Origin of the sequence: Pseudomonas guariconensis, assembly GCF_015680235.1 — a bacterium.
GTDB lineage: Bacteria > Pseudomonadota > Gammaproteobacteria > Pseudomonadales > Pseudomonadaceae > Aquipseudomonas > Aquipseudomonas guariconensis_A.
In genome coordinates this window covers 99,314-124,124 of the sequence record NZ_JADLJL010000001.1, presented here as the reverse complement: position 1 = coordinate 124,124, position 24,811 = coordinate 99,314, and the positions used below count along the sequence as shown (strand labels likewise).

Sequence of the window (24,811 nt, the reverse complement as noted above, 5' to 3'; positions counted from 1 at the left end):
AACCTGGCATTTTTTGCCACCCAGCATAGACAGTGAAAACCAGCCATGCGCGATAGCGATTCGGTCGCGGTGTACTTCCTCAACGCCATGCTGCACAGCCTGCGCGAGCGTCCCGGCGAGCGCGACGCCTACCTGCGCGCGGTAGGCATCGACCCGGCCCTGCTCGCGCAGCCCCAGGCACGGGTACCGGCCAAGGCGTTCGCCCAGCTGTGGCTGGAGCTGATCCATGTGCTGGATGACGAGTTCTTTCATTTGGATAGCCATGGCATGCCCATCGGCAGCTTCGCGCTGATCTGCCGTGGCCTGATCCAGGAGCCCACCCTGGAGAAGGCCCTGCGCCAGTGCCTGGGCAATTTCGCCTTGTTCCTGCGCGACCTGCGCGGCGCGTTCTCGGTGCGTGGCGGTCGGGCGGTGATCAGCGTGCAGTCGACCATCGCCGACCCGCTGACCCGGGTGTACGCCGAGGAAACCTTCCTGGTGCTGGTGATCGGCTTGCTCTGCTGGCTCGCCGGGCGGCGCATCGCCATCGACCGTACCGAGCTTGCGGTGGCCCGCCCGGCCCAGGAGGACGATACGCTGCTGTGGGGGCCGGACCTGCGCCTGGGCAGCGGTCGCACCGAGGTGGAGTTCGACAGTGCCTACCTGCGCCTGCCGGTGGTGCAGGACTTGGCCGCACTGAAAACCTTCCTGCGCAGCGCACCCCAGGGGCTGGTGATTCGCTTTCGCAACCAGAACGGCCTGGCGGCGGTGGTCTACCGCCATTTACGTGCCCGGCGCTACGGCCAATGGCCGACCCTGCAGGCCATGGCCGCGCAGCAGGGCATCAGTGCCAGCACGTTCCGCCGCCAGCTGGAACGGGAAGGGCGCTCGTACCAGCAGATCAAGGACGAGGTGCGCCGGGCCATGGCCTTCGAGCGCTTGCGTGAAGGTGTGCTGAGCATCGCCGAGATCGCCGAGCAGACCGGCTTTCAGGAGCCCAGCGCCTTTCACCGTGCCTTCAAGAAGTGGACCGGGTACAGCCCAGGGAGCTATCGGGCGCGGTTGGCCGGGCGGTAGTGGCGGCCGCTGCGGGGCCCATCGCGGCGCAAGGCCGCTCTCATAGAACAACGCATAACTATTTGAGTTTGCAGGTCCTTTGTGGGAGCGGGCTTGTCCCGCGATTGGGCCGGGCCCGATATCATCGTCGCCTGGCAAGGGCTTCGCCCTTGATCGCGGGCAAGCCCGCTCCCACAGGGGGCGCGGCGTTAGCCGCTTGTTCTCTGTGGGCTTGTTCCGCGATGAAGCTGTCCAGGTCGATCAGGCCGGCACCATGGCAAAGCCCACGCCAAAACGATTCCAGGCATTGATGGTGGCAATGGCCAGGGTCAGGTTGGCCACTTCAGCGGGCTCGAAATGCTCCAGCAGCGCTTCGTACTGCGGTTGGGGCGCGCCGCGTTCGGGTAGGCGGGTAAGGCACTCCAGCCAAGCCAGGGCGGCCCGTTCGCGGGGCGTGAAATAAGTGGTTTCCTGCCAGACGCAGAGGGTCTGCAGGCGGGCTTCGGTTTCCCCGGCCTTGCGCGCATCGTTGGCGTGCATGTTGACGCAATAGGCGCAGCCGTTGATCTGCGAGGCGCGCAGCCGAACCAGTTCGAGCAGCGAGTTCTCCAGGCCGCTGTTGGCCAGGGCTTGCTCCAGGCCGATCATGGCTTTGTAGGCTTGCGGGGCGTGCTTGGCCCATTCGATACGGTCGTGCATGGTTGACTCCGGTGTGAGGGTGGATAGTGTTCTCGGCCGCGCTGCGACCCATCGCGGGGCAAGCCCGCTCCCACTGGGTCATACCTTAGCGCCGGGCCATGGATCGCCCGATAGCCAATCCCAGGTTTTGCCAGGGGACCAATCGATCCATTCAGGGGGCCACTGACCTGCATCCAATCTCTTCATTTTGGCTCGCCTGGCCAAGGCGGGATAATGACCGGGTCTTGCACCCAGAGAGTCCAACGATGTCCGATGAACGTTTCATGCGCGAAGCCCTCGACCTGGCCCGCGCCAACATCCAGGCTGGCGGGCGCCCGTTCGGTGCCGTGCTGGTGTACCAGGGCAAGGTGTTGGCGCGTGCCGTCAATGAAATCCACAGCACCCAGGACCCGACCACCCACGCCGAGATGCAGGCGATCCGCAAGGCTGCCCAGGCCCTGGGGCAACCACGCCTGGACGGCGCAGAGCTCTATGCCAGCGGCCACCCGTGCCCGATGTGCCTGGCGGCCATGCACTTGTGCGGCATCGAACGGGCCTGGTTTGCCTATGACAATGACGAAGGCGAGCCCTATGGCCTGTCCACCGCCGCGGTATACGCACAGATGGCGCGCCCGCCTCAGCAGCAGAGCCTGCCCCTGAAACCGCTCAAGCCTGCCGGGGAGGCCGACCTGTACCTTCAGTGGAAGCAGGCGCACCAGGCATGAGAGGTGCACTGAACCTGTTGCTGGTGCTGCTGCTGGCGCTGAACCTGCGGCCGATCCTCACCAGTATCGGCCCGCTGCTCGAACCCATGCGCGCCAGTACCGGCCTTGGCTACCAGCAAGCAGCTCTGCTGACGGCTCTGCCGGTGCTGTGCATGGGCCTGGTCCCCTTGCTGCAACCTTGGTTGCGCCGTTGGCTGAGCGAGCATGGCGGCATGCTCATGGGGCTGGCGGCGATCGCCCTGGCGTGTCTATGGCGGCTGCAACTGGACAGCGCCTGGGCGCTGATCGCCAGTGCGGTGCTGGCCGGGCTCGGCGTGGCCATCGTCCAGGGCATGATGCCGGGCCTGGTCAACCGTTGGTTCCCCACGCGCCTGGCGACCACCATGGGCTTGTACTCGGCGGCCTTGATGAGCGGGGGAGGTCTGGCGGCGGTGCTCGGGCCTTCGATCAGCGAGGCCAGCGGGCGCTGGCAGACCGGCCTGGGCGTCTGGGCACTGCCCGCCGTGCTGGCTGTACTGGCCTGGCTGGTACTCAGGCCACGGCACAATACGCCGAAGCTGGCCGGGGGTGGCGGTGGGCACTGGTTCGGCAACCGTCGGGCCTGGCTGTTGGCCAGCTACTTCGGCCTGATCAACGGCGGCTATACCAGTATGGTGGCCTGGTTGCCGGCCTACCATATCGAGCATGGCGGCACTGCCCAGGGTGGCGGTGAGCTGGTGGGCCTGATGACCATCTTCCAGGTCACCGGGGCCCTGGGTCTGCCGCTGTTGCTGCGCAGCCTGGCGGACCGTCGGCCGGGCCTGTGGCTGGCACTGTCGATCCAGCTGCTGGGCTTCCTTGGCCTGCTGCTGGCGCCGACCCTGGCCATGGGCGTGTGGGTGGCGATGATCGGCCTGGGCCTGGGCGCATGCTTCAGCCTGAGCCTGACCCTGACCCTCGAGCACTTGAAGAAAGACCCCGCGCAAGCGGGCAGCCTGGCGGCGTTCGTCCAGGGCATCGGTTTCATCATCACCGGTATCGTGCCGTATATCACCGGTTGGCTGCGTGATGTGAGCGGGGACTTCCAGGCCTCCTGGACATTGCTGGCGATCACCGTGGTGGCGATGCTGCTGGTGACCGTGCGCTTCGTCCCGCGAGGCTATGCCACCGCCATTTCCCGCCCGGGGCAGGCGGCGCAGGCGATGGTCAGCTGAGGCCCTGCAAGGTATCGCGGACGCGGTCCAGCGCCGGGTCGATGTCCAGTAGCTCGATGGCCCCGAAGCCGAACAGCAGCCCCGGGCGTACCGGGGCTTCGTTGAAGAATGGGGCCAGCGAGTAGAGGCCCACCTCGACCTTGCGCGCCAGGCTCACCAGCAGCTCCACATTCACCCCGGGGCTTGCCAGGGCGCTGAGGTGAAAGCCGGCGTTGGCCGGCACCGCCGTCAGCCAGGGCGCCAGGTCGCCGTCCAGGCGTGCCAGGATCCGTTCGCGGCGTGTGCTGTACACCTCATGACAGCGGCGGATGTGCTTGTTCAGGTGCCCCTCGCTGATGAAGCGTGCCAGTGCCCATTGCTGCAGGGTCGGGCTGTGCCAGTCGGTCAGGTGCTTGGCCGCACAGGCCGCTTGCAGCACGCTTGGCGGCAGCACGGCGTAGCCCAGACGCAGCTCCGGTAGCAAGGTCTTGGAAAAGGTCCCGACATACGCCACCAGGCCGTGTCGGTCGAGGCGTTGCAGGGCATCGCTGGCAGGCCCCTGGTAGCGGAATTCGCAGTCGTAGTCGTCTTCGATGATCAGTGCGCCGAGCTCGGCCGCGCGGGCCAGCAAGGCCATACGCCGCCGCTCGCTCATCGGCATGCCCAGCGGGAATTGGTGCGAGGGCGTCACGTAGATCAGCCGCGTGCCATCGGCGATCTGCTCCACGCACATGCCTTCATCGTCCACCGGCACCGCTTGCATGCGCGCGCCCAGCGCCAGGAACAGCTGGCGCGCCGGGGGGTAGCCGGGGTCTTCCATGGCCACCTGGCAGCCCGGCTCGATCAGTACCCGGGCGATCAGGTCCAGGGCCTGTTGAGCGCCGTTGCACACCAGTACATCCGCTGCGCTGCAATGCACACCGCGGGCGAAGGCGATGTGGTGGGCGATGGCTTCGCGCAGTTCGGGCAGGCCTTGGGCAGGGAAATGCCGCTGGGGGTGGCGCTGGCTGCGCCGCAGGGCGTATTGCAGGCAACTGCGCCACTGGTCGAAGGGGAATTGCGCCTTGCTCGAGGCGCCGCCGACGAAGTCATGACGCGATGGCGCATCCTGGGCCTGCCCGGCTAGCACCGTGGCGCGCTGCTGCCAGCGTTGCAACGTATCGGCGGCGGCCAGGGGAACGGGCTGGGCGTCGCTGGCCTGCAACGGCTTGCGCGGGGTGATGAACGTGCCGCGGCCGACCACGCCACTGAGCAGGTTGTCGTAGGTCAGGCGTGAATAGGCCTCGGCCACCGTCTTGCGTGACACGCCCAATTGTTCGGCGAGCAGGCGGGTGGGGGGCAACTGGGTGCCGGCGGCCAGATGGCCGCTGTCGATGCCGGCGCGCAGCTGTTGGTAGAGCTGGTCGGCCAGGCCTTTGCGGCCTTGCAGGCGGATATGCAGTTCCATGGGGTTGTCCGAAATGCAGGATGATCAGAGCTTCGGGTTTTGTGGGTCGGGCTGCAAGGGGCCAAGCCCACATACAGGTGTACCGCAGCCGACAGGGCCTTGAACGGCTGCCTCGACGATCTCGATCCAATGGCGCACCGGTGTGCGCCCGGCGCTGCCCAAGTGTGCCTGACAGCCGATGTTGGCGGTTGCGATGACCTCGGGGTCGCCGCTTTCCAGGGCAGTGAGGCGGTTGTCCCGCAGTTGACGCGAGAGCGTGGGCTGGGTCAGCGAGTAGGTGCCCGCAGAGCCGCAACACAGGTGGCCATCGGCAACCGGAGTCAGGGTGAAACCCAGGCGGGTCAGCAACTGTTCCACTGCGCCGCCGAGCTTCAGGGCATGCTGGAGCGTGCAGGGGCAATGAAAGGCCAGGCGCTGCTCGGCGCACAGTCCCAGGCGCTCGATCGGCTCGGCCTGTAGCACTTCCACCAGGTCCCGGGCCAGGGCGCTGACCCGGGCAGCCTTGGCGGCATAGCGTGGGTCGTTTTCCAGCAAGTGGCCATAATCGCGGACGAACGCCCCGCAGCCGCTGGCCGTCTGCACGATCGCCTCGGCGCCGGCTTCGATCGCCGGCCACCAGGCGTCGATGTTGCGCCGGGCGCGCGCCAGGCCTTGCGTCTGGGCATTGAGGTGATAATCGACGGCGCCGCAGCAACCGGCGCCCGGAGCCGGCTCGACACTGATGCCCAGGCGGTCCAGCAGGCGTGCGGCAGCGGCATTGGTGTTGGGTGACAACGCCGGCTGCACGCAGCCTTCGAGCAGCAGTACGCGGCGCGCATGGCGCGGTGCCGGTCGTTCACCGGGGTGGGGCACCTGGCTTGGCAGCTTCGCCTCGACCGTTGCCGGCAGCAGGGGCCGCAGAGCCTGCCCGGCACGAACGAGCGCTGTGAACAGTGCAGGGCGCGGCACTACCGCCCGCAGGCCTTGGCGCAGCAGGCGCTCGCCCAGGGGGCGTGGTACCTGCCGCTCGACCACGGGGCGGCCGATGTCCAGCAGGTCGTGGTATTTGACGCCCGAAGGACAGGTGGTTTCGCAGTTACGACAGCTCAGGCAGCGGTCCAGGTGCAACTGCGTGCTGGCGCTGGCCGGTGCGCCTTCGAGCACCTGCTTGATCAGGTAGATGCGTCCGCGTGGCCCGTCCAGCTCGTCCCCCAGCAACTGGTAGGTGGGGCAGGTTGCGGTGCAGAAACCGCAGTGCACGCAACTGCGCAGGATGCGCTCGGCTTCGTCGGCACGGGCCAGGCGCTTGGCGGCATCGCTCAGGTTGGTTTGCATGGCATCGCCTCACAGGTCCGGGTACAGGCGCCCAGGGTTGAAGATCCCCTGGGGGTCGAGTTGTCGCTTGAGGGCGCGGTGGTAGCGCATCAACGCCGGGGGCAACGGCGACATGCTGTCGTCGCCGGGCGTGTAGGCCGTGGCATGGCCACCGACTTTGGCGACCTGCTCGCGGATCAGCGTCGCGGGGGCCGAAGACTTCAACCAGCGCTGGGCGCCGCCCCAGTCGATCAGTTGTTGGCCGGGCAGAGCCAGCTCGCCGGTGACGCTGGGCAGCGACAGCCGCCATAACGGGGCAGGGTCTTCGAAGAACGGCAGCCGCTGCTCGCGCAAGTCTGTCCAGAAATGGCTCGTGACCGTCTCGCCCCCCAAGCGCTGGCTCGCCGACAGCACCGACCCTTCGCCGCCTTCCAGGCGCAGGTAGAGCGCTTGGCCGTCGTGGCAGGCGGCGCTGATCGGCAACGGCTGTTGACCCCACTCGGCCAGCTCGCCCAGGGCCTGGCGTACAGTCATCGGCAGGCGCAGGCTCAGGCATTGTCGAGGACGCGGCAGTACCTTCAACGACACCTCGGTCAGCAGGCCCAGGCAGCCGAAGCTTGCCGCCATCAACCGGGACACGTCATAACCGGCGACATTCTTCATCACCTCGCCGCCAAAGCGCAGCAGCCTGCCATGGCCGGTGATGACCCGGGTGCCAAGGACATAGTCACGTACCGCGCCCGCCCAGGGCCGGCGTGGGCCCGACAAGCCCGCTGCGACCATGCCGCCGAGGGTGGCGTCAGGGCCCAGGTGAGGGGGTTCGCACGGCAGCATCTGCCCGGCCTCGTGCAGCACCGCCTCGATGTGTTGCAAAGGCGTGCCGGCGCGGGCGCTGATCACCAGTTCGGTGGGGTCGTAGTGGACAATGCCACGGTGCTCGCGGGTATCGAGGGTTTCCCCAGCGACCGCGCGGCCGAGCATGGCCTTGCTGTTGCCGCCCTGGATACGCAACGGCGTGCCCATTGCCAGGGCCTGGTTGACCTGCTCCAGCAGACGTTCGCTCAGGTCGCAATCCTGGCTCATCAGAAGCGCTCCAGGTCAGGGAAGGGCAACTGTCCGTGATGTACGTGCATCGCACCGAACTCGGCGCAGCGATGCAGCGTGGGGATGTTCTTGCCGGGGTTGAGCAGGCCATTGGGGTCGAATGCCGCCTTCACCGCGTGGAACAAGGTGAGCTCGTCGTCGTTGAACTGTACGCACATCTGGTTGATCTTCTCGCGGCCGACACCATGCTCGCCGGTGATGCTGCCGCCGACCGCCACGCACAGTTCGAGGATCTTGCCGCCGAGGGCTTCGGCGCGCTCCAGCTCGCCGGGCAGGTTGGCGTCGAACAGGATCAACGGGTGCATGTTGCCGTCGCCGGCATGGAACACGTTGGCCACCCGCAGGCCATGGGCCTCGGACAGTGCGGCGATGCCCTCCAGTACCCGTGGCAGTTCACGGCGGGGAATGGTGCCGTCCATGCAGTAGTAGTCGGGCGAAATGCGCCCTACCGCAGGGAAGGCGTTCTTGCGTCCGGCCCAGAAGCGCGCGCGCTCGGCCTCATCGCAGGCCAGGCGCACGTCGCGGGCACCGGCCTGGCGCAGCACGGCGTCGACCCGTTGGCAGTCGTCCTGCACGTCGGCTTCGACGCCGTCCAGCTCGCACAACAGGATGGCCGCGGCCTCCACCGGGTAGCCCGCGTGGATGAAGTCCTCGGCGGCGCGGATCGCCAGGTTGTCCATCATTTCCAGCCCCCCAGGGATGATGCCGGCGTCGAGGATGCCGGCCACCGCGCGGCCGGCGTCCTCGACCTTGTCGAAGCTGGCCAGCAGCACCCGTGCCACCTGGGGCTTAGGCAACAGCTTGACGGTGACTTCGATGACGATGCCGAGCATGCCTTCGGAGCCGGTGAACAAGGCCAGCAGGTCGAAGCCGGGGCTGTCGAGGGTGTCGCTGCCCAGGGTCAGGTGTTCGCCTTCGATGGTGAGGATGTCGACCTTGAGCAGGTTATGCACGGTCAGGCCGTATTTCAGGCAGTGCACGCCACCGGCGTTTTCCGCGACATTGCCGCCGATTGAGCAGGCGATCTGCGACGAAGGGTCTGGCGCGTAGTACAGCCCATGGGGCGCTGCGGCCTGGGAGATCGCCAGGTTGCGCACGCCGGGTTGGACCCTGGCGAAGCGGCCTTGCGGGTTGACTTCGAGGACGCGATTGAAGCGCGCCATCACCAGCAGGATGCCTTGCGCCAAGGGCAGGGCACCGCCAGAAAGGCCTGTACCGGCGCCGCGTGCCACCACCGGGACGCCGCGACGGTGGCACAGGCGCAGCAGGGCCTGGACCTGTTCGATGCGTTCGGGCAGCACCACCAGCAAGGGGACGGTCCGGTAGGCCGAGAGACCGTCGCACTCGTAGGGCTTGAGGTCTTCGGTGCGGTGGAGGACCTGAAGGTCCGGCAGGGTGCTGCGCAGTTCGGCCAGCAATTGGGCCTTGTCGATCGTGGGCAACGGGCCGTCGAGACGGTCGTCGTAGAGGATGTTCATGTGTCGTTCGCCGAATTGTTCTTGTTATGGCTGTAGCGCCCCAATCACCGGCGAGCCGGCTACCTTCGTATCCCTGTGGAAGCGGGCTTGCCGGCGGTTGAGGCGTTAGTGGCCGCGCTGATCATTGCGCCAGGCGCCTGATCATCGCCACCGTCAGGTACAACCGTGGGGCGATGCTGGCGAGCTCGATGTATTCATCCTCGGCATGTAACCCGGCACCGACCACACCCATGGTCTCCAGCACCGCCGGCTTGGCGCTGCCGGGTGCGTAGGCATAGCCGGCGTCGGTGCCAAAGCGCATGGCGATGGGTTCGAGGGTATGGTCGATCTGGCCGTACAGCTCTCGGGCCGTCTCGGCCAACTGGCGCGAGCCTTCGTTGCGGGCCAGGGGCGGGCGGCCTTTTTCCAGGGTCACGGTGGCCTGGGTGTCTTCGATCAGGTGCTTTTGCGCGATGCGCCTGGCATCGGCCGCCACACGCTCGGTTTCGCTGAGGTCCGAATAGCGCATGTCGGCTTGCGCACTCGCCAGGGCCGGGATGATGTTGGCTTTCTCGCCGGCCTTGGCCAGGGTCCAGTTCACCGTGGTGCCTTTGCTGGCATCGCCCAGGTCCTTGAGCTGGAGCAGCTGGTGGGCCAGTTCGGTCAAGGCGTTGCGGCCTTGCTCGGGGGCGGAGCCGGCGTGGGAGGAGCGCCCTTTCACCTCGAGCTTGAGGCGGTTGATGCCGTTGGTGGCGACGGTCACCGCGTCCTTGTCCGGCGGCTCGTAGGAGAAGACATAGTCATGCTTGCGGGCGAGCTGCGCGATGAGCTGTTTGGAACCCGCCGAGCCCATTTCCTCATCCGGGTTGAACAGCACGGTCAGCGTGCGATACCCCTTGAACTGCTGGTCCTGCAGCAGCTTGAGCGCATGCAGGATCATCGCCACGCCGCCCTTGGCATCGGCCACGCCTGGGCCATAGGCGCGCTCGCCTTGCACCCGGAACGGCCGCTTGGCTACGGTGCCTGGGCCGAACACCGTGTCGTAATGCACCATCAGCAAAAAATCCTTGCTGCCGTTGCCCTTGAATGTCCCGACGATGTTGTCGCCCACCGAGGGTTTGGCCGGGCTGGTATGCACATCGGCACCCAGGGCCTTCAGGCGCTTGGCCAGTTCCGCGCCGACCTGGGCCAGGCCTGCTTGCGTGCCGGTACCGGTATCGACCGACACCAGGGTCTTGAGGGTGGCGAGGTAGGCCGCTTGCTCGGCCTGGGCCTGCTCGAGCAGGTCGTGGGGGGAAGACTCGGCGGCGAGCGCCGGTGAGCAGGCGATGCACAGCGCCAGGGCCATGGCGTAGGGAGGGCGTGACAAAAGCATGGGCTTGGGCCTCTTTTCCTTGTGGTCAAGAGGTACAGCCTAGACCACTGCGCGCGGTGCCGGCCCGCAGGCGAGCACCGGCGCACTGGGTGTTACAGGTCCAGCACCAGGCGGGCGCTGCGGGCGCGGGACACGCACAGCATCATGGTTTGCTGCGAGGCTTTCTCCTCGTCGCTCAGGTACTGGTCGAAATGCTCGGCCTCGCCTTCGAGAATGGCGGTCTCGCAGGTGCCGCACACGCCTTCGCGGCACAGGCATTCGACCTTGGCCGCCTTGGCTTTCTCGATGGCCTGGAGGATGGTCATGCCTTCCTCGACCTCAAGCTCGGTACCGGACTTGGCCAGCACCACGGTGAACGCGGCACCTGCGGCAGGCGCGGCGGCGGCGAACTGCTCCCAGTGCACGCGTGAGTCGTGAATGCCTGCAGCGGCGGCAGTGGCGATCACCGCATCGATCAGCGGCTTGGGCCCGCACACGTAAAGGTGTGCGTCATCGGCCAGGCCCGCGCACAGGCCGGTCAGGTCCAGCTTGCGGTCCAGGCTGTCGATGTAGAAGCGGGTGCTTTGTGCATGGGGCCCGCTTTCCAGATCACCCTGGAAGGCGCCATGTTCCGGCGCACGGAAGGCGTAGTGCAGTTCGTAGGGGGTACCGCTGCCTTCGAGCTCGTGCAACTGAGCCAGGAACGGGGTGATGCCGATGCCGCCGGCGATCAGCACATGGCGGCCAGCCGCAGGGTCGAGGGCGAACAGGTTGTTGGGGGTGGAGATGGTCAGTTCGCTGCCCACCTCGACCTGGTTGTGCATGAACGCCGAACCGCCCTTGGACTGCTCTTCCAGGCGCACGCCGATCTGGTAGTGGGAGAGGTCACGCGGGTCGCTCATCAACGAGTAGGCGTTGCTGAACCGGTTGCCGCAGGCCGACTGCATCTGCACGATGACGTGGCTGCCGCCGGTGAAGGCGGGCAGGGCGGCGCCGTCTTCGCGGGCCAGGGTGAAGCGCTTGATCAGCGGCGTGGCCTGTTCCACGTCGGTGACTCGCACCTTGAACATTTCGTATTGCTTGGCCATGGTTCACCTCGACTTGCAGCACACGCGGCAGGCCCTGCCGCGTGGCACGGATACTGGCCTGCTCAAACGGCGAGGCACAAGTACTTGATTTCCAGATAGTCCTCGATGCCATACTTGGAGCCTTCGCGGCCCAGGCCCGATTGCTTGACGCCACCGAACGGTGCGACCTCGTTGGAGATCAGCCCGGTATTGATGCCGACCATGCCGTACTCCAGGCGCTCGGCCACGCGGAACACGCGGGCCAGGTCGCGGCTGTAGAAATACGCCGCCAGGCCGTACTGGGTGGCGTTGGCCAGCGCGATCACTTCGTCATCGGTGGTGAAGCGCACCAATGCGGCCACCGGGCCGAAGATTTCTTCCTGCAACAACTCCATGCCAGGGGCGATGTCGGCGAGCACGGTCGGCTCGAAGAATTGCCCTCCCAGTGCGTGGGCCTTGCCACCGAGCAGCACGCTGGCGCCTTTACCGGTGGCGTCGTCGATCAGGCTGCGCACCTTGGCCACGGCCTTGTCGCTGATCAGCGGGCCGATCTGCGTGCCTTCGGCATGGCCGTGGCCGACCGTCAGGGCGCGCACGCGCTCGACGAAACGCTGCGCGAATCGCTCGTGGACGCTGTCGTGCACATAGAAACGGTTGACGCACACGCAGGTCTGCCCGGCGTTGCGGTACTTGGCGATCAGCGCACCGTCGACCGCGGCGTCGATGTCGGCATCGTCGAAGACGATGAACGGCGCGTTGCCACCCAGCTCCAGGCTGACTTTCTTGATGGTTTCGGCGCATTGGCCCATGAGCAGGCGGCCTACCGGGGTGGAACCGGTGAAGCTGAGCTTGCGCACGCTCGGGTGGCCGGTGAACTGGGCGCCGATGGCCGGGGCATCGCCGGTGACCACGCTGAACACGCCGGCCGGGACGCCCGCGCGCTCAGCGAGTTCGACCAGTGCCAGGGCGCTGAACGGGGTTTCGTTGGCCGGCTTGACCACGATGGTGCAGCCAGCGGCCAGGGCCGGGGCGACCTTGCGGGTGATCATCGCCGCCGGGAAGTTCCACGGGGTGATCGCGGTGCAGACGCCGATGCCTTGCTTGATCACCAGCAGGCGCTTGTCGTTGGCCGGGCTTGGGATCACGTCACCGTAGACGCGCTTGCCTTCTTCGGCGAACCATTCGACGAAGGAGGCGGCGTAGCGGATTTCGCCCAAGGCCTCGTGCAGGGGCTTGCCCTGTTCACGGGTCATCAGCTGGGCCAGGTCGTGCTCGTGCTCGAGCAGCAGTTCGAACCAGCGGCGCAGGATGTTCGCCCGCTCTTTGGCCGTACGTCCACGCCAGTCAGCCAGGGCCGTCTCGGCTGCTTCGATGGCGCGCACGGCCTCGGCGGCGCCCATCAGCGGTACATGGCCGAGCAGCTCGCCGCTGGCCGGGTCGTTGACCGCCAAGGTCTGCCGGCCGTCGGCATCGCACCAGCGACCGGCGATGTAGGCCTGCTGGCGGAACAGCTTGTTGTCTTGAAGTTTCACGCAAGGTTCTCCGAAGGCCGCCGACCGCTGGGCCGGCGGCCGGGTGCATCAGTCCAGGTGGGCGACGGCGATCAGGTTGTGGAAGTGGGCGATGCCGTGTTCGCTCACGCCGCTGCGCTGCTGGTCGACCATGATCCGGCCTTGGCCGCGGTAGCCGCGGGACTTCAGGCCCTTCTGCACGCTTTCCACCAGGCGCAGGTCTTCTGGGCGGAACACTTCGCGGTACCAGTCGATGAGCTTGAGCTGCTCTTCGGTGAGGTCCTTGTTCAGGAAGTAGATGTCGTAATGCTGCAGGGTGGTTTCGGCATCGACCGGGAACTCATAGATCACGGTCATGAAGTTCGCTCCCGGCGGCACGTTGAACATGGTGCACGGCCAGGCCCAGAAGCCGGCGAAGGAGGGGTCCTTGACCGATTCGTCGAACTTGAACGACTGCTCCGAAGGCTTGGCCAGGCCGTACTGCAGGGTCCAGTTGCCATGCAGGCTGTGGTTGTACTGGCCGACGTCCACGGAGTCGGAGAAGCCTGGGTGGGCCGGGGCGCAGTGGTAGCACTCCAGGTAGTTGTCGACGATCGACTTCCAGTTGGCCGGAGTATCGCTGACGAAACGTGCGGCCAGATGCAGGTCGTCGATCACGCCGCAGGCTTCGCGCATACGCTTCTGCAGGCCTGGCAGCTGGTCTTCGACGCTGCCGGCCTCCATGTCCATGTTGATGAAGATGAAGCCTGCGTACTCTTCGACGCGCAGTTGCACCAGGGTGGAGTTTTCCTTGTCGAAGCCGGCCACGTTCTCGCAGTTGCGGGCGTGGGCCAGCTCGCCGTCGAGCTTGAAGGTCCAGGCGTGGTACGGGCAGGTGATCACATTCTTGGCCTTGCCGCTGCCTTCGAGCAGTTGGTGGCCACGGTGCGGGCAGACGTTGTAGAAGGCCCGCAGCACGTCGTCGCGGCCGCGTACGACGATGATGCTCTCGCCGATCACCTCACGGGTGATGTAGGCGTTCTTCTCGGCGACTTCACTGCGGTGACCGACGCAGATCCAGCTCTTGGCGAAGATCGCTTCCTTCTCGTGCTCGAACACCGCGGCCTGGGTGTAGAAATTGGCCGGAATGGTGAAGGCTACTTCAGGGTTGGCGCAGAAATCGGCGGGCAGGCGTTTGAAATCGTTCATGGCTCTATCTCGGTTTTACTTATTGGTTAACGCGTATCTATGGGTTAACAGGGTGGGCAAAAAAATTTGCCTTGGTTCAGCCGCTCTTCTGTAGGAGCGGCCTTGTGCCGCGAAAGGACCGCCAAGCGGTCCCCGCGCTACCTGCACTGACCTTCACAGGGCAGTGCAGTCCCAACTCAGTGCACGGCAGCCGCGCTTCGCGGTGCTTGCTCGACGGGTTCCTCGCCAGCCAGGCGCGCAGCCTCTTCCTCGATCCGGTAGGCCGGAACCTGGCCGTAATCGGCGGCCAGCCACTTGAAGAAGCCGTAGATCTTCACCAGCAGGATCAGCATGAATGGAATGGCGGTCAGCACCACGGCGGTCTTCATGGTCGACAGCGATGCCTTGGCGAACAGCATGGCCAGCGGCACCAGGGTCAGCACGATGCACCAGAACAGACGCAGGGTCGGGCTCGGGTCCTCGCCTTCGCGCAAGTTACGGGTGCTGGTGGCCGCCACGGCATAGGCCGCAGCGTCCATGTGCGAGGCGCAGAACACCGCCATGATGAACAAGTACACCGCCAGGAACAGCGTGCCCCATGGCAGGGCCAGCAGCAGGTCGGTCACCGCCGCTTCGCCACCGACGGTGCTGAGCAGCTTCGGCACGTCGATCTGGCCGTTGATGAACTGGTGCATGCTGTAGCTTTCCAGAGCACCGAAGAAGAACCAGCATCCAAAGCTGCCACCCATCAGCAGGGCGAACACCACTTCCTTGATTTGCCGGCCGCGCGACACTCGGGCGACGAACATGGCCACGCCCGGTGCATAGGACACCCACCACAGCCAGTAGAACACGGTCCAGTTGCGGGTGAAGGCGCCATCGCCAGCAGGGTCGGTGAACAGGCTCATGTGTACGTACTGCTGGATCATCAGGCCAATGGCGTTGGCGGTGTTGTTGACGGTGAACTGGGTCGGGCCGACCAGCAACACCACCACGGCGAACAGCAGGGCGCCGACGCAGACCATCTTCGACAGGCGTTGCAGGCCGCCGTCGATGCCGATGTAGGAACTGAGCGAGAACAACAGCGCCACCGCACCGATCACCATCAATTGCACGGTGAAGGTGTTGGGGGTGCCGGCAAGGTCCGTCAGGCCGCGGGTCAGGGTCGAGGCGGTCAGGGCCAGGGAAACGGTCAGCGCGCCCATCATGGTCAGCAGGAAGATCAGGTCCACGGTGCGGCCGACGGGGCCGGTGGCCTTGAAGCCGGTGACCGCTTCGATGATCGAGGCCAGGTTCAGGCCGCTCTTCTTGCGTACGTGGAAGTGGTAGGCCATGGCCAGGGATGCCAGGGCATAGATCGACCAGGCGCTGATGCCCCAGTGGAAGAAGGAGTAGCTGACGCTGTATTCCAGTGCCTGGGCCGACATCGGTGCGATGTTCAGGCCGGGCGTCTGGTAGTAGTAGGCCCATTCCATGACGCCCCAGTACAGGGTCGAGGAACCCATGCCAGCGCAGATGAACATGAACACCCAGGTCGCGGTGGAGTACTCGGGCTTGCCTGCACCCAGGCGGATATTGCCGTACTTGCTGAACGCCAGGTACAGCACGGCCAGGGAGCTACCGAAGACCAACACCTGAACGCTGGTGCCGAAGGTGCGGGTGGACAGTTCGAACAGCTGGTTGGCCATGCTCTCTGCCTCGGCAGGGAACAGCGCAAGGCCGATAACAGTGAGCAAGACGGCGATCAGGCTCACGGTGATCAGGAATACATCAATCTTTTTATTCTTGTGGGACATCAATTGTCTCCTGGAGCGTTTGGAATGCTAAGCGCTTGGGAAATCCTTGTCAGGTATAGCTTTTTTCCTCGATTGTTAACCTAAAGTTTACGCATATCTTTTGGTTAACGAAGTGTGCATTGAATTGTTACGTACTGCAAGTCGACTGTCAGACAATCCTGACAGTCGGCTCAGGTTTATCGATTAAGCGCCCAGCAGCTCGGCGATGGCCTTGCCCACTTCCTGGGTGGAACGGCTGCCACCCATGTCGCGGGTGGTGTCGCCGTTGGCGATGACCGTCTCGATGGCCTTGAGGATGTCGTCGTGGGCGGCCTGGTAGCGGGCGTCGTCGCCGTCCTTGCCGAGGAACTCGAGCATCAGTGCGCCGGACCAGATCATGGCGATCGGGTTGGCGATGTTCTTGCCATAGATATCCGGTGCCGAACCATGGACCGGTTCGAACAGCGATGGGAACGTGCGCTCAGGGTTGAGGTTGGCCGACGGCGCGATGCCGATGGTGCCGGCGCAGGCAGGGCCCAGGTCGGAGAGGATGTCGCCGAACAGGTTGGAGGCGACTACCACATCGAAGCGCTCCGGTTGCAGCACGAAGCGGGCGCAGAGGATATCGATGTGCTGCTTGTCCCAGCTGATCTCTGGGTAGTGTGCGGCCATCGCGGCGGTGCGCTCGTCCCAGTAGGGCATGCTCACGGCCATACCATTGGATTTGGTCGCCGAGGTCACGTGCTTGCGCTCGCGGGTCTGGGCCACGTCGAAGGCGTACTTGAGGATGCGGTCGACGCCGCGACGGGTGAATACCGACTCCTGCAGCACGAACTCGTTCTCGGTGTTTTCGAACATGCGACCGCCCAGGGACGAGTACTCGCCCTCGGTGTTTTCGCGGATCACCACGAAGTCGATGTCGCCAGGGGCCTTGCCGGCCAGCGGGCAGGGTACGCCGGGGAACAGGCGAACTGGGCGGATGTTCACGTACTGGTCGAAGTCGCGACGGAACTTGAGCAGCGAGCCCCACAGGGAAATATGGTCAGGTACCTTGTCCGGCCAGCCGACAGCGCCGAAGTACAGGGCGTCGAAGCCTTTGAGTTGCTCGAACCAGTCGTCGGGCATCATCTTGCAGTGGGCCAGGTAGTAGTCGCAGCTGGCCCATTCGAAGTACTCGATTTCAAGGTTCAGGCCATGCTTGCGCGCGGCCGCTTCGACCACGCGGATGCCTTCGGGGAGGACTTCGTTGCCGATGCCGTCTCCGGGGATGGCGGCGATTTTGAAGGTCTTGCTCATGGGGGCGCACTCGCTGTTCTGGGTAACGGATGCAGGCCATGCTATAAGGACGCGTTCCGGAGATAATCCGGCGATCCATCAATTCTTGGTGCACGAATCGTGAATAATCTGCCGAACCTGGACGACCTCGATATCTTCCTACAAGTGGCGCGCCGCGCCAGCTTCGCCGCAGTGGCGGACGAGCGCGGAATGTCCGCGGCCTTCGTCAGCAAGCGTATCCGCCTGCTCGAGGAAAACCTCGGCGTGCGCCTATTGCACCGCACCACCCGACGGGTGACGGTGAGCGAGGAGGGGGAGCGGGTGTACCAATGGGCGCAGCAGATCTTCGAAGCCCTGCAGCGCATGGACGACGACCTCAATGCCGGCCAGCGCGAACCGGCGGGGCAACTGCGTATCGCCAGCAGTCTGGGCCTGGGGCGGCGCTTCGTGGCGCCGGCGCTGTCGGAGTTGGCCGCGCGCTACCCGAAACTGGACATTCGCCTGGATGTGCACGACCGTCTGGTGGACCTGATCGCCGAAGGGGTGGACCTGGACATCCGAGTCGGCAACGTGATTGCCCCGAACCTGATCGCCAAGCCCCTGGCACGCAACCGTCGGGTGCTGTGCGCGGCCCCCCAGTACTTGGCACGGCGCGGTACGCCGAAAAGCCTGGCGGATCTGGCCAGCCATGATTGCCTGGTGATCAAGGAACGTGACCACCCCTTTGGCGTGTGGCACCTGGAAGGGCCCGATGGCGAAGAGAGCGTGCGGGTGACCGGAGCGCTGTCGAGCAACCATGGCGAGGTGGCCCACCAGTGGTGCCTGGATGGGCGGGGCATTTTGCTGCGTTCATGGTGGGACGTGCACGACAACATCGCCGATGGACGCTTGGTGCAGGTGTTGGAGGGTTACCAGCAAGTCGCGGATATCTGGGCGGTGTACACCACACCCCTGGCGGGCTCGGCCAAGGTGCGGGTGGCGGTGGAGTTCTTCCGGCAGTATTTTGCCGAGCGGTATCGGTTGCCTGGGTGATAGCCGGGACCGCTTTGCGGCCCTTTCTCGGCACAAGGCCGCTCCTACAGGAGCCGTGTGCACCATTCGCTGGAGGAGCGGCCTGGTGCTACGAAAGGGCCGCAAAGCGGCCCCCAGGCATGGCAAAGGATCAATGCGCCCCGGCGGCCTTGCTCAGGTCGCTCTCGGCCCACTCGGTATAGGTGCAGGCATCGGCCACCGCCCAACGCACTTTCACGCTATCGCCATGCTGCATCGCCATTCCGGCCGCCGACAGCGCCTTCACGGTCAGTTCCGTGCCACCTGCGGTCACCACATGGCAGGTCTGGCTCTCGCCGAGGAACAGCACCTCGGCCACCTTGGCCGTGACCTCGTTCCAGCCCGCCGGCAACGCCTCGCGCGCTGCCTGATCGGCCGTCAGGGCCAAAGCCTTTTCCGGGCGTACCATGATCAACGCGTCCTGGCCGACCGTCAGCCCGGTGGTCAGACGGATCGCCAACGATTGCCCCTCGAAGCTGGCCGCGCCGTTGCTGGTGGCCTTGACCCGAAGGAAGTTGGAGTTGCCCAGGAACGAGGCGACGAAGGCATTCGGCGGGTTCTGATACAGGTCATAGCCGCTGCCCAGGCCGACGATCTTGCCATGGCTGAAGATCGCGATGCGCTGGGACAGGCGCATGGCTTCTTCCTGGTCGTGGGTCACATAGACGATGGTGATGCCCAGGCGCCGGTGCAACTGGCGCAGTTCGTCCTGCAGGTCTTCGCGCAATTTCTTGTCCAGGGCGCCGAGGGGTTCGTCCATCAGCAGGATGCGTGGTTCGTACACCAGCGCCCGGGCAATGGCCACACGCTGTTGCTGGCCACCGGAAAGCTGCGCGGGGCGGCGATGGGCGAACTTCTCGAGCTGCACCAGCTTGAGCATGGCATCGACCCGCTTGGCAGTCTCGGCGGCACTGTGCTTGCGAATCGCCAGGGGGAAGGCGATGTTGTCGCGTACCGACAGGTGCGGGAACAGCGAGTAGCGCTGGAACACCATGCCGATGTCGCGCTTGTGCGGCGGCACCTTGACCAGCGACTGGCCGTCGACCAGGATCTCGCCGCTGCTGGGCGTCTCGAAGCCGGCCAGCATAGACAGGGTGGTGGATTTGCCCGAGCCGCTGGAGCCGAGGAAGGTCAGGAACTCGCCGTCCTGGATGTCCAGGCTGATGTTGTCCACGGCGGCGAAGTCACCGTAGTGCTTGTTCAGGTTGCGCAGGCTGACCAGGGTCTTGGCGGGCGCGGCATCTTTCATCACTGCACTCATTGTTGTTGTCTCCGGGCGCTCAGGCGCTGACTTCGTTGCGCCGGCGCAGGGCGGCGGCGATGACCATGACCAGGACCGACAGGCCGATCAGCAACGTCGAAGCGACGGCGATCACTGGGGTCAGGTCCTGGCGCAGGGTGGTCCACATCTTCACGGGCAGGGTCTGCAGGGTGGGGCTGGCCATCATCACGCTGAGCACCACCTCGTCCCAGGAGACCAGGAAGGCGAACAGGCCGCCGGCGATCATCCCCGGGCGGATCGCCGGGAAGGTGACCTTGAAGATCGCCTGCAATCGCGAGGCACCGCAGATCACCGCGGCGTCCTCGATCGATTGGTCGAACAGCTTCAGCGAGTTGATGATCGAGATGATGGTGAACGGCAGGGCGACGATCACATGGCTGACCACGAAGGAAAACAGCGTGCCGGTGTAGCCGAGCTTGAGGAACAGGGCATACACCGCCACGGCGATGATCACCAGCGGCACGATCATCGGCAGGGTGAACAGGCCATAGAGCAACTCGCGTCCCGGAAAGCGCCCGCGCACCAGGGCGAAGGCGGTGGGCAGGCCCAACAGCACTGCGCACACCGTGGTGAGCACGGCGACCTTGAGGCTGGCCAGGGCGGCGTCCATCCACTCGGGGGTGGAGAAGAACTGCTCGTACCATTTGAAGGTCCAGCCCGGCGGCGGGAATACCAACCACTGGGACGAGCCGAACGACAGCAGCACGATGAACAGGATCGGCAGCAGCAGGAACGCCGCGATCACCCCGGTGGTCAGGTACAGGCCGGTGCGCAGTGGTCGGCCCATGGCATTGGGAGTCAGGAGCATGGCGTTTACCTCGCGTTGCCGACCGGGGATTCCGGCTGCAGCTTCAGGTAGAAGTAGAAGAGCACCAGGGTGATCAGTACCAGCAGCGCGGCGGCGGCACTGGCCAGGCCCCAATTGAGGAACGACTGCACCTGCTGGACGATGAATTCGGGCAGCATCATGTTCTGCGCGCCGCCGAGCAGGGCGGGGGTCACGTAGTAGCCGAGCGACATGACGAATACCATCAGTGCGCCGGAGAACAGCCCGGAGCGGCACAGCGGGATGAACACTTTCCAGAAATTGGTCCAGGGGCTGGCGCCGCAGATGGAGCCGGCCTGCAGCACCATCGGGTCGATGGCCTGCATGGTCGCCTGCAGGGGCAGGACGATGAACGGGATCATGATGTAGCTCATGCCGATCACCACGCCGGTAAGGTTGTGCACCATCTCCAACGGCGCATCGATGATGCCGAGCGCCATCAACACCTTGTTGATCACCCCCGACGCCTGCAGCAGCACCAGCCAGGAATAGGTGCGCGCCAGCAGGCTGGTCCACATCGACAACAGTACGATGTTCAGCAGCCAGCGGCCCCAGCCCCTCGGTACCAGGGTGATCGCCCAGGCCAGCGGAAAGCCCAGCAGCACGCTGATCACGGTCACCAGTCCCGCCACCGAGAAGGTGTTGAACAGCACCCGTGTGTAGGCCGAATTGGCGAACAACTGCTCATAGTTGCCCAGCCCCGGCACCGGCTCCAGTACGCCGCGCAGCAGCAGACCGATCAGTGGTGCGAAGAAGAACAAGCCGAGGAACAGCAGGGCCGGCAGCAGATTGCGGCTGCCGCGCCAGCGTTGGCTCAAGGGCGGGCGGCTTATGGCCGCCCCCGGAGCGCCGGTGCCGCTGGGGGCACCTTGCGCGTTTTGCAGGGCGTTGATGGCGACTTTCATTTGACCAGCCACTCATTCCAGCGGGCCGCGATGGCTTGACCATTCTTTGCCCAGTAGGCGAAGTCCAGGGTGACTTGGTCCTGGGCGTAGGCAGTCGGCAGGTTCGGGGCGAGCTCGGGCTTGAGCTGGGCGATGCTGTCGAGGTTGACTGGGGCATAGGCGGTGAGGTTGGCGAAGTCGGCCTGGCCCTTGGCGCTGCTGGCATTGGCCAGGAATTTCATGGCCGCGTCCTTGTTCTTGGCGCCCTTGGGGATGACCAGGAAATCGGCCATGACCAGGTTCTGCTTCCAGCTCACACCCACCGGTGCGCCATCTTGCTGCAGGGCGTAGACGCGGCCATTCCAGAACTGGCCGAGGGAGGCTTCGCCGGAGGCCAGCAACTGTTGGGACTGGGCGCCACTGCCCCACCAGACGATGTCCTTCTTGATGGTGTCGAGCTTCTTGAAGGCGCGGTCCAGGTCCAGCGGGTAGAGTTTGTCGGCCGGGACCCCATCGGCCAGCAGGGCCAATTCGAGCACGCCAGGGCTCGGCCACTTGTACAGAGCGCGCTTGCCCGGGTAGGTCTTGGTGTCGAACAGCGCGGTCCAGTCGACCGGCTTGTTGGCACCGAGCTTGCCTTCGTTGTAGCCGAGCACGAAGGAGAAGAAGAACGAGCCCACGCCATGGTCGGAGACGAAGCGCGGGTCGATGCGATCGCGCTGGATGGCGGTGAAGTCCAGGGGCTCGAGCAGGCCCTCGCTGGCCGCGCGCAGCGCGAAATCAGCCTCGACGTCGACCACATCCCACTGCACGTTGCCGCTTTCGACCATGGCCTTGAGCTTGCCGTAGTCGGTGGGGCCGTCCTGCACGACCTTGATCTTGGTGCTCTCGCTGAAGGGTTCGGCCCATGCCTGTTTCTGGGCGTCTTGAGTGGTGCCGCCCCAGCTGACGAAGTTCAGGCTCTCGGCGGCCAGGGTGGTTTGGCAGGCCAGGGACAGCAGGCTGGCGGACAGCACTGCGGTGACTCGTTTGCTTAACAGCATGGTTAACGCCCTCAATTGCTTTTGTTATTTGAGCGGGCTTCCTGTCGCCCGCCATGTGTTCGGGGAGCAGCTTTCCAACGATGTCGCGTGGCCGTTCTTACGCGTGCAGGTGCGGCCGAAAATTCAAGGTCTACGGGATATCATATTATGGTATTCCAAACTTTTAGCAAGAGGTCGAAGGCGACCGGCCATCACTAAAAACGCAACCGTGCTGGACGGTAGAACGCTACGCCGTCCCTGTGGAAGATTACCCAGCCCTTCGGGCTGCGCTGTCGCGCAGAGAACAAGCGGCTAGCGCAGCCTCCCCCTGTGGGAGCGGCGGTGCGCCGGTCCGACTTGTCCCGCGATCAAGGGCGAAGCCTTTGCCAGGCGACGGTGATATCCGGCCCGGCCCTATCGCGGGACAAGCCCGCTCCCACAAAGGACCTGCAAAATCAAATAGTTATGCGTTGTTCTATGAGAGTGGGCTTGCCGGCGAATGCGTCAGTGGATTCACTAATGAATTCGCAGGTAGACCTGCTTTCCCAGGGGCGGCATGGCAGAGTGGGCCTGTAGGAACTGGGCTTTCCCCCATGATTGGACGATGCGAATTGGCCTGGTCTGTTGTAGGAAGCCTCTCTTTCACCGTTCCCCAGCAAATATTCCGATTTGCAACTGCTAGGTTCTGGCTTTTCCAGGCAAAGGAACCTGTACATGTATCGCGTCAGTCTTGAGGGTAAAGGCCAGGCAGTTGACGGAGACATCACCACGACCGGGGCCATTTGCATTGCCAGTGGCGAGGGATATATCTGTGAGGGGCGCAAGGTCCTGCGGGTCGGGGATGCAACCACCGAATGTCCCCTCTGTGGCGAACCTGGGGTCGTCGTGGAGGGCTATCTCGGGTGGATTTCCGATGGCCAGCCCTTGGCGATGGATGGCGCGCTGGTCCAGTGTAGGTGCCCCATTGGCAGCAACAGGGTAATGGCGCCCTTGCATGGCGATGTGCCCTACAGTCATGCTCTGGACGGCGCCACGCCCATTGCCCGTTCAGCGCCCGCTGTCGAGCGGGCGCATGCAGTTTCCGCCGCGCAGGCGCCGGCGAGTATCACCTTCCCGCAGGAAGCGCTCGAGCCGGGCTTTTACATCGTCCCGCGCAGCATGTCTGGCCCACAATTGCTGGCCGGATTGCTGGAGCAGGACAAGACATTGCCCATCGCCCGTATCCAGCGGCTTAACCCCACGTTCGACCAAGGCTTCAAGGCTGGTGAGATCTTCGTCATCGGCGACCCCGACAACCACACTGCCTGCACCCGTGAAGAAGCCGACCTGATGCGCGCGGCCGAGCATGCACGGAAGTCGTTGGGGATCCTCAGCGAGGAGGAAGCCAACTTCATGATGGTGCATATCGGGGAAATTGCCGGGATCCTGAGTGGGGCGAGCACCTCGATGGGGGTGGGAAGGGACATGCTGGAAAAGGGCCTGGGGCAGGTCAAGGACACACTCAAGGGCATCGAGGCACTGCACCAGCGGCAGTTTGCCTTGCACGGGCACCTCAGAAACCCGGAGTTCTTTGCCTCGCGACAGGCGCTATATCAGCAACTCAGCGCGCAGTTGAGTACGTCGTTCCTGCATAAGCGGTTGAGCCTGGGCACCTATGACGGGCTGCGCCGGGATCTTGGGATTTCCCCAAAAAGTTTGGTGCATCATTGGAAAAAGACCGGTGGGCCTGGGCAAATACCAGGGTATGCGACGCATTTGGACGAAGTGGCGAAGACAGCGCGGTATTTGAGATATAGGGGATATGTGGCGATTGGGTTGGGAGCGACATCTTCTTATCTGAGAGTACAAGAGGCGTGTCGGGCTGGGGAAACGGAAGCGTGTAAAAGGATTCGATTTATAGAGACCGGAAGTTTTTCCGGCGGAGTAATAGGAGGCATGTTAGGCGCTGTTGCAGCGACGAAGGGGGCGCAAGCCGTATGCGCCTTTACCCCAGCCGGGAGAGCAGTGTGTGGTATTGTCTTGGTAGGGATAAGTTCTATTGCTGGAAGCCAAGTGCTTGAGGGGGCAGGGAGAACCACTGGCGAGTTGGTGTTCGAGCAAATCTATGATTGATATCTCCTGTTGGCCTGTTTATGCAAAGCTTACTCTATTGGTCGTGCCTTTCCTGTTGGGTACGGTAGGGTTGACAATAATCGCACATATCGCAGCCACGGGGCACTTCGAAGTGATGCGTGCTGCGCTGCAAAATAGCAAAGGATTCCAATTCGACATAAGGACATGGGGTACATTGACGGTAAAATTCCGGAGCCTAATTGTTGGTGGTTCCACGTTAATGCTTCTATGGCCTGAGTGGGGTATCCGCAAGGGTTTACTGGATCCTGGCGATAACGAGAGCTTTCCTGCTTATTTGAGGCGGCGCCTAAGGGTTTCCTTCTGGTTGCAGATGCCTTCATTAGCGTGGTTGATAATCGCTTGTTGTTGTTTTAAGTTTAACTAGGATTTCATAATTATCTGTCTGAATGATCGAAGTTCGAACGCCTGGTGTACTGCCGCGGGCGTTTTGGTTCTCATCACTAAGCCTCAGTTAACTTGGAACGGAATACTCTGCACCACCTCCAACTCATACCCCGCCAACCCTGCGTATTTGGTATCTCGACTGATTTGCAATTTTGGATTCTGGGGAAAAG

General features: G+C 64.3%; 20 protein-coding genes. 5 read left to right on the top strand and 15 right to left on the bottom strand.

Going from position 1 to position 24,811, the window contains the following annotated elements:
- The first annotated feature begins 45 nt into the window (after positions 1-45).
- Entirely contained in the window at positions 46-1,056 is a 1,011-nt protein-coding gene (locus tag IRZ56_RS00515; protein WP_196143107.1) for an AraC family transcriptional regulator, read from the top strand.
- A 240-nt stretch (positions 1,057-1,296) separates the two neighbouring features.
- Here IRZ56_RS00515 and IRZ56_RS00510 read toward each other — a convergent pair whose 3' ends face one another.
- The gene (locus tag IRZ56_RS00510) at positions 1,297-1,734 is read right to left on the bottom strand and encodes a carboxymuconolactone decarboxylase family protein (RefSeq protein WP_196143106.1); all 438 of its coding nucleotides are present in this window, start codon (positions 1,732-1,734) and stop codon (positions 1,297-1,299) included.
- Positions 1,735-1,979: 245 nt separating this feature from the next.
- On the opposite strand from IRZ56_RS00510, the gene IRZ56_RS00505 reads away from it, so the two are divergent.
- Positions 1,980-2,438 carry a nucleoside deaminase gene (locus IRZ56_RS00505; protein WP_196143105.1) on the top strand — a complete coding sequence of 153 codons (459 nt, stop codon included), beginning with the start codon at positions 1,980-1,982 and terminating at the stop codon, positions 2,436-2,438.
- Positions 2,435-3,631 (top strand): CynX/NimT family MFS transporter, encoded by a 1,197-nt coding sequence (locus IRZ56_RS00500; protein ID WP_196143104.1) that lies wholly within the window; start codon positions 2,435-2,437, stop codon positions 3,629-3,631. Before IRZ56_RS00505 ends, IRZ56_RS00500 begins: the two co-directional genes overlap by 4 nt.
- Here the strand turns inward: IRZ56_RS00500 and IRZ56_RS00495 are convergent.
- The 10 genes from IRZ56_RS00495 to IRZ56_RS00450 form a co-directional block, all read right to left on the bottom strand.
- Complete coding sequence (locus IRZ56_RS00495; RefSeq protein WP_196143103.1) at positions 3,624-5,057, bottom strand: PLP-dependent aminotransferase family protein; 1,434 nt, start codon at positions 5,055-5,057, stop codon at positions 3,624-3,626. The two genes, IRZ56_RS00500 and IRZ56_RS00495, sit on opposite strands and share 8 nt — an antisense overlap.
- A 24-nt stretch (positions 5,058-5,081) precedes the next feature.
- Positions 5,082-6,371 carry a glycolate oxidase subunit GlcF gene (gene glcF / locus IRZ56_RS00490; RefSeq protein WP_196143102.1) on the bottom strand — a complete coding sequence of 430 codons (1,290 nt, stop codon included), beginning with the start codon at positions 6,369-6,371 and terminating at the stop codon, positions 5,082-5,084.
- Between the two features lie 9 nt (positions 6,372-6,380).
- Complete coding sequence (gene glcE, locus IRZ56_RS00485) at positions 6,381-7,433, bottom strand: glycolate oxidase subunit GlcE (protein ID WP_196143101.1); 1,053 nt, start codon at positions 7,431-7,433, stop codon at positions 6,381-6,383.
- A complete protein-coding gene (gene glcD / locus IRZ56_RS00480; protein WP_196143100.1) occupies positions 7,433-8,932 on the bottom strand; it encodes a glycolate oxidase subunit GlcD in 1,500 nt (499 codons plus the stop codon). Before glcD ends, glcE begins: the two co-directional genes overlap by 1 nt.
- A gap of 121 nt (positions 8,933-9,053) precedes the next feature.
- On the bottom strand, positions 9,054-10,286 hold the full coding sequence (locus tag IRZ56_RS00475; protein ID WP_196143099.1) for a M20/M25/M40 family metallo-hydrolase: 1,233 nt from the start codon (positions 10,284-10,286) through the stop codon (positions 9,054-9,056).
- Between the two features lie 92 nt (positions 10,287-10,378).
- Complete coding sequence (locus tag IRZ56_RS00470) at positions 10,379-11,353, bottom strand: PDR/VanB family oxidoreductase (protein ID WP_196143098.1); 975 nt, start codon at positions 11,351-11,353, stop codon at positions 10,379-10,381.
- Positions 11,354-11,415: 62 nt separating this feature from the next.
- A complete protein-coding gene (locus IRZ56_RS00465) occupies positions 11,416-12,864 on the bottom strand; it encodes an NAD-dependent succinate-semialdehyde dehydrogenase (RefSeq protein ID WP_196143097.1) in 1,449 nt (482 codons plus the stop codon).
- A gap of 48 nt (positions 12,865-12,912) precedes the next feature.
- A complete protein-coding gene (locus IRZ56_RS00460; RefSeq protein WP_196143096.1) occupies positions 12,913-14,031 on the bottom strand; it encodes an aromatic ring-hydroxylating oxygenase subunit alpha in 1,119 nt (372 codons plus the stop codon).
- A 176-nt stretch (positions 14,032-14,207) separates the two neighbouring features.
- Positions 14,208-15,806, bottom strand: a complete 1,599-nt coding sequence (locus IRZ56_RS00455; RefSeq protein ID WP_328310292.1) for a BCCT family transporter — start codon at positions 15,804-15,806, stop codon at positions 14,208-14,210.
- 183 nt (positions 15,807-15,989) lie between these two features.
- The gene (locus IRZ56_RS00450) at positions 15,990-17,081 is read right to left on the bottom strand and encodes a tartrate dehydrogenase (RefSeq protein WP_196143094.1); all 1,092 of its coding nucleotides are present in this window, start codon (positions 17,079-17,081) and stop codon (positions 15,990-15,992) included.
- Between the two features lie 99 nt (positions 17,082-17,180).
- On the opposite strand from IRZ56_RS00450, the gene IRZ56_RS00445 reads away from it, so the two are divergent.
- Positions 17,181-18,092: a LysR family transcriptional regulator gene (locus IRZ56_RS00445; RefSeq protein WP_196143093.1), complete on the top strand. Its 912-nt coding sequence runs from the start codon at positions 17,181-17,183 to the stop codon at positions 18,090-18,092.
- Between the two features lie 130 nt (positions 18,093-18,222).
- Here IRZ56_RS00445 and IRZ56_RS00440 read toward each other — a convergent pair whose 3' ends face one another.
- The 4 genes from IRZ56_RS00440 to IRZ56_RS00425 are packed head-to-tail and all read right to left on the bottom strand — an operon-like array spanning position 18,223 to position 22,145.
- Positions 18,223-19,371: an ABC transporter ATP-binding protein gene (locus tag IRZ56_RS00440; protein ID WP_196143092.1), complete on the bottom strand. Its 1,149-nt coding sequence runs from the start codon at positions 19,369-19,371 to the stop codon at positions 18,223-18,225.
- A gap of 19 nt (positions 19,372-19,390) precedes the next feature.
- Entirely contained in the window at positions 19,391-20,200 is an 810-nt protein-coding gene (locus IRZ56_RS00435; protein ID WP_196143091.1) for an ABC transporter permease, read from the bottom strand.
- A gap of 5 nt (positions 20,201-20,205) precedes the next feature.
- A complete protein-coding gene (locus IRZ56_RS00430) occupies positions 20,206-21,123 on the bottom strand; it encodes an ABC transporter permease (RefSeq protein ID WP_196143090.1) in 918 nt (305 codons plus the stop codon).
- A complete protein-coding gene (locus IRZ56_RS00425) occupies positions 21,120-22,145 on the bottom strand; it encodes a polyamine ABC transporter substrate-binding protein (RefSeq protein WP_196143089.1) in 1,026 nt (341 codons plus the stop codon). The genes IRZ56_RS00430 and IRZ56_RS00425 overlap by 4 nt, the downstream gene beginning before the upstream one ends.
- A 693-nt stretch (positions 22,146-22,838) precedes the next feature.
- On the opposite strand from IRZ56_RS00425, the gene IRZ56_RS00420 reads away from it, so the two are divergent.
- Positions 22,839-24,236: a PAAR domain-containing protein gene (locus tag IRZ56_RS00420; protein ID WP_196143088.1), complete on the top strand. Its 1,398-nt coding sequence runs from the start codon at positions 22,839-22,841 to the stop codon at positions 24,234-24,236.
- The last annotated feature ends 575 nt before the right edge of the window (positions 24,237-24,811 follow it).

Excerpts from the sequence above, each read along its gene's own strand:
- IRZ56_RS00515 (WP_196143107.1), top strand. The coding sequence starts at position 46 with ATGCGCGATAGCGATTCGGTCGCGGTGTACTTCCTCAACGCCATGCTG.
- IRZ56_RS00510 (WP_196143106.1), bottom strand. The coding sequence starts at position 1,734 with ATGCACGACCGTATCGAATGGGCCAAGCACGCCCCGCAAGCCTACAAA.
- IRZ56_RS00505 (WP_196143105.1), top strand. The coding sequence starts at position 1,980 with ATGTCCGATGAACGTTTCATGCGCGAAGCCCTCGACCTGGCCCGCGCC.
- IRZ56_RS00500 (WP_196143104.1), top strand. The coding sequence starts at position 2,435 with ATGAGAGGTGCACTGAACCTGTTGCTGGTGCTGCTGCTGGCGCTGAAC.
- IRZ56_RS00495 (WP_196143103.1), bottom strand. The coding sequence starts at position 5,057 with ATGGAACTGCATATCCGCCTGCAAGGCCGCAAAGGCCTGGCCGACCAG.
- glcF (WP_196143102.1), bottom strand. The coding sequence starts at position 6,371 with ATGCAAACCAACCTGAGCGATGCCGCCAAGCGCCTGGCCCGTGCCGAC.
- glcE (WP_196143101.1), bottom strand. The coding sequence starts at position 7,433 with ATGAGCCAGGATTGCGACCTGAGCGAACGTCTGCTGGAGCAGGTCAAC.
- glcD (WP_196143100.1), bottom strand. The coding sequence starts at position 8,932 with ATGAACATCCTCTACGACGACCGTCTCGACGGCCCGTTGCCCACGATC.
- IRZ56_RS00475 (WP_196143099.1), bottom strand. The coding sequence starts at position 10,286 with ATGCTTTTGTCACGCCCTCCCTACGCCATGGCCCTGGCGCTGTGCATC.
- IRZ56_RS00470 (WP_196143098.1), bottom strand. The coding sequence starts at position 11,353 with ATGGCCAAGCAATACGAAATGTTCAAGGTGCGAGTCACCGACGTGGAA.
- IRZ56_RS00460 (WP_196143096.1), bottom strand. The coding sequence starts at position 14,031 with ATGAACGATTTCAAACGCCTGCCCGCCGATTTCTGCGCCAACCCTGAA.
- IRZ56_RS00455 (WP_328310292.1), bottom strand. The coding sequence starts at position 15,806 with ATGTCCCACAAGAATAAAAAGATTGATGTATTCCTGATCACCGTGAGC.
- IRZ56_RS00450 (WP_196143094.1), bottom strand. The coding sequence starts at position 17,081 with ATGAGCAAGACCTTCAAAATCGCCGCCATCCCCGGAGACGGCATCGGC.
- IRZ56_RS00440 (WP_196143092.1), bottom strand. The coding sequence starts at position 19,371 with ATGAGTGCAGTGATGAAAGATGCCGCGCCCGCCAAGACCCTGGTCAGC.
- IRZ56_RS00435 (WP_196143091.1), bottom strand. The coding sequence starts at position 20,200 with ATGCTCCTGACTCCCAATGCCATGGGCCGACCACTGCGCACCGGCCTG.
- IRZ56_RS00430 (WP_196143090.1), bottom strand. The coding sequence starts at position 21,123 with ATGAAAGTCGCCATCAACGCCCTGCAAAACGCGCAAGGTGCCCCCAGC.
- IRZ56_RS00425 (WP_196143089.1), bottom strand. The coding sequence starts at position 22,145 with ATGCTGTTAAGCAAACGAGTCACCGCAGTGCTGTCCGCCAGCCTGCTG.
- IRZ56_RS00420 (WP_196143088.1), top strand. The coding sequence starts at position 22,839 with ATGTATCGCGTCAGTCTTGAGGGTAAAGGCCAGGCAGTTGACGGAGAC.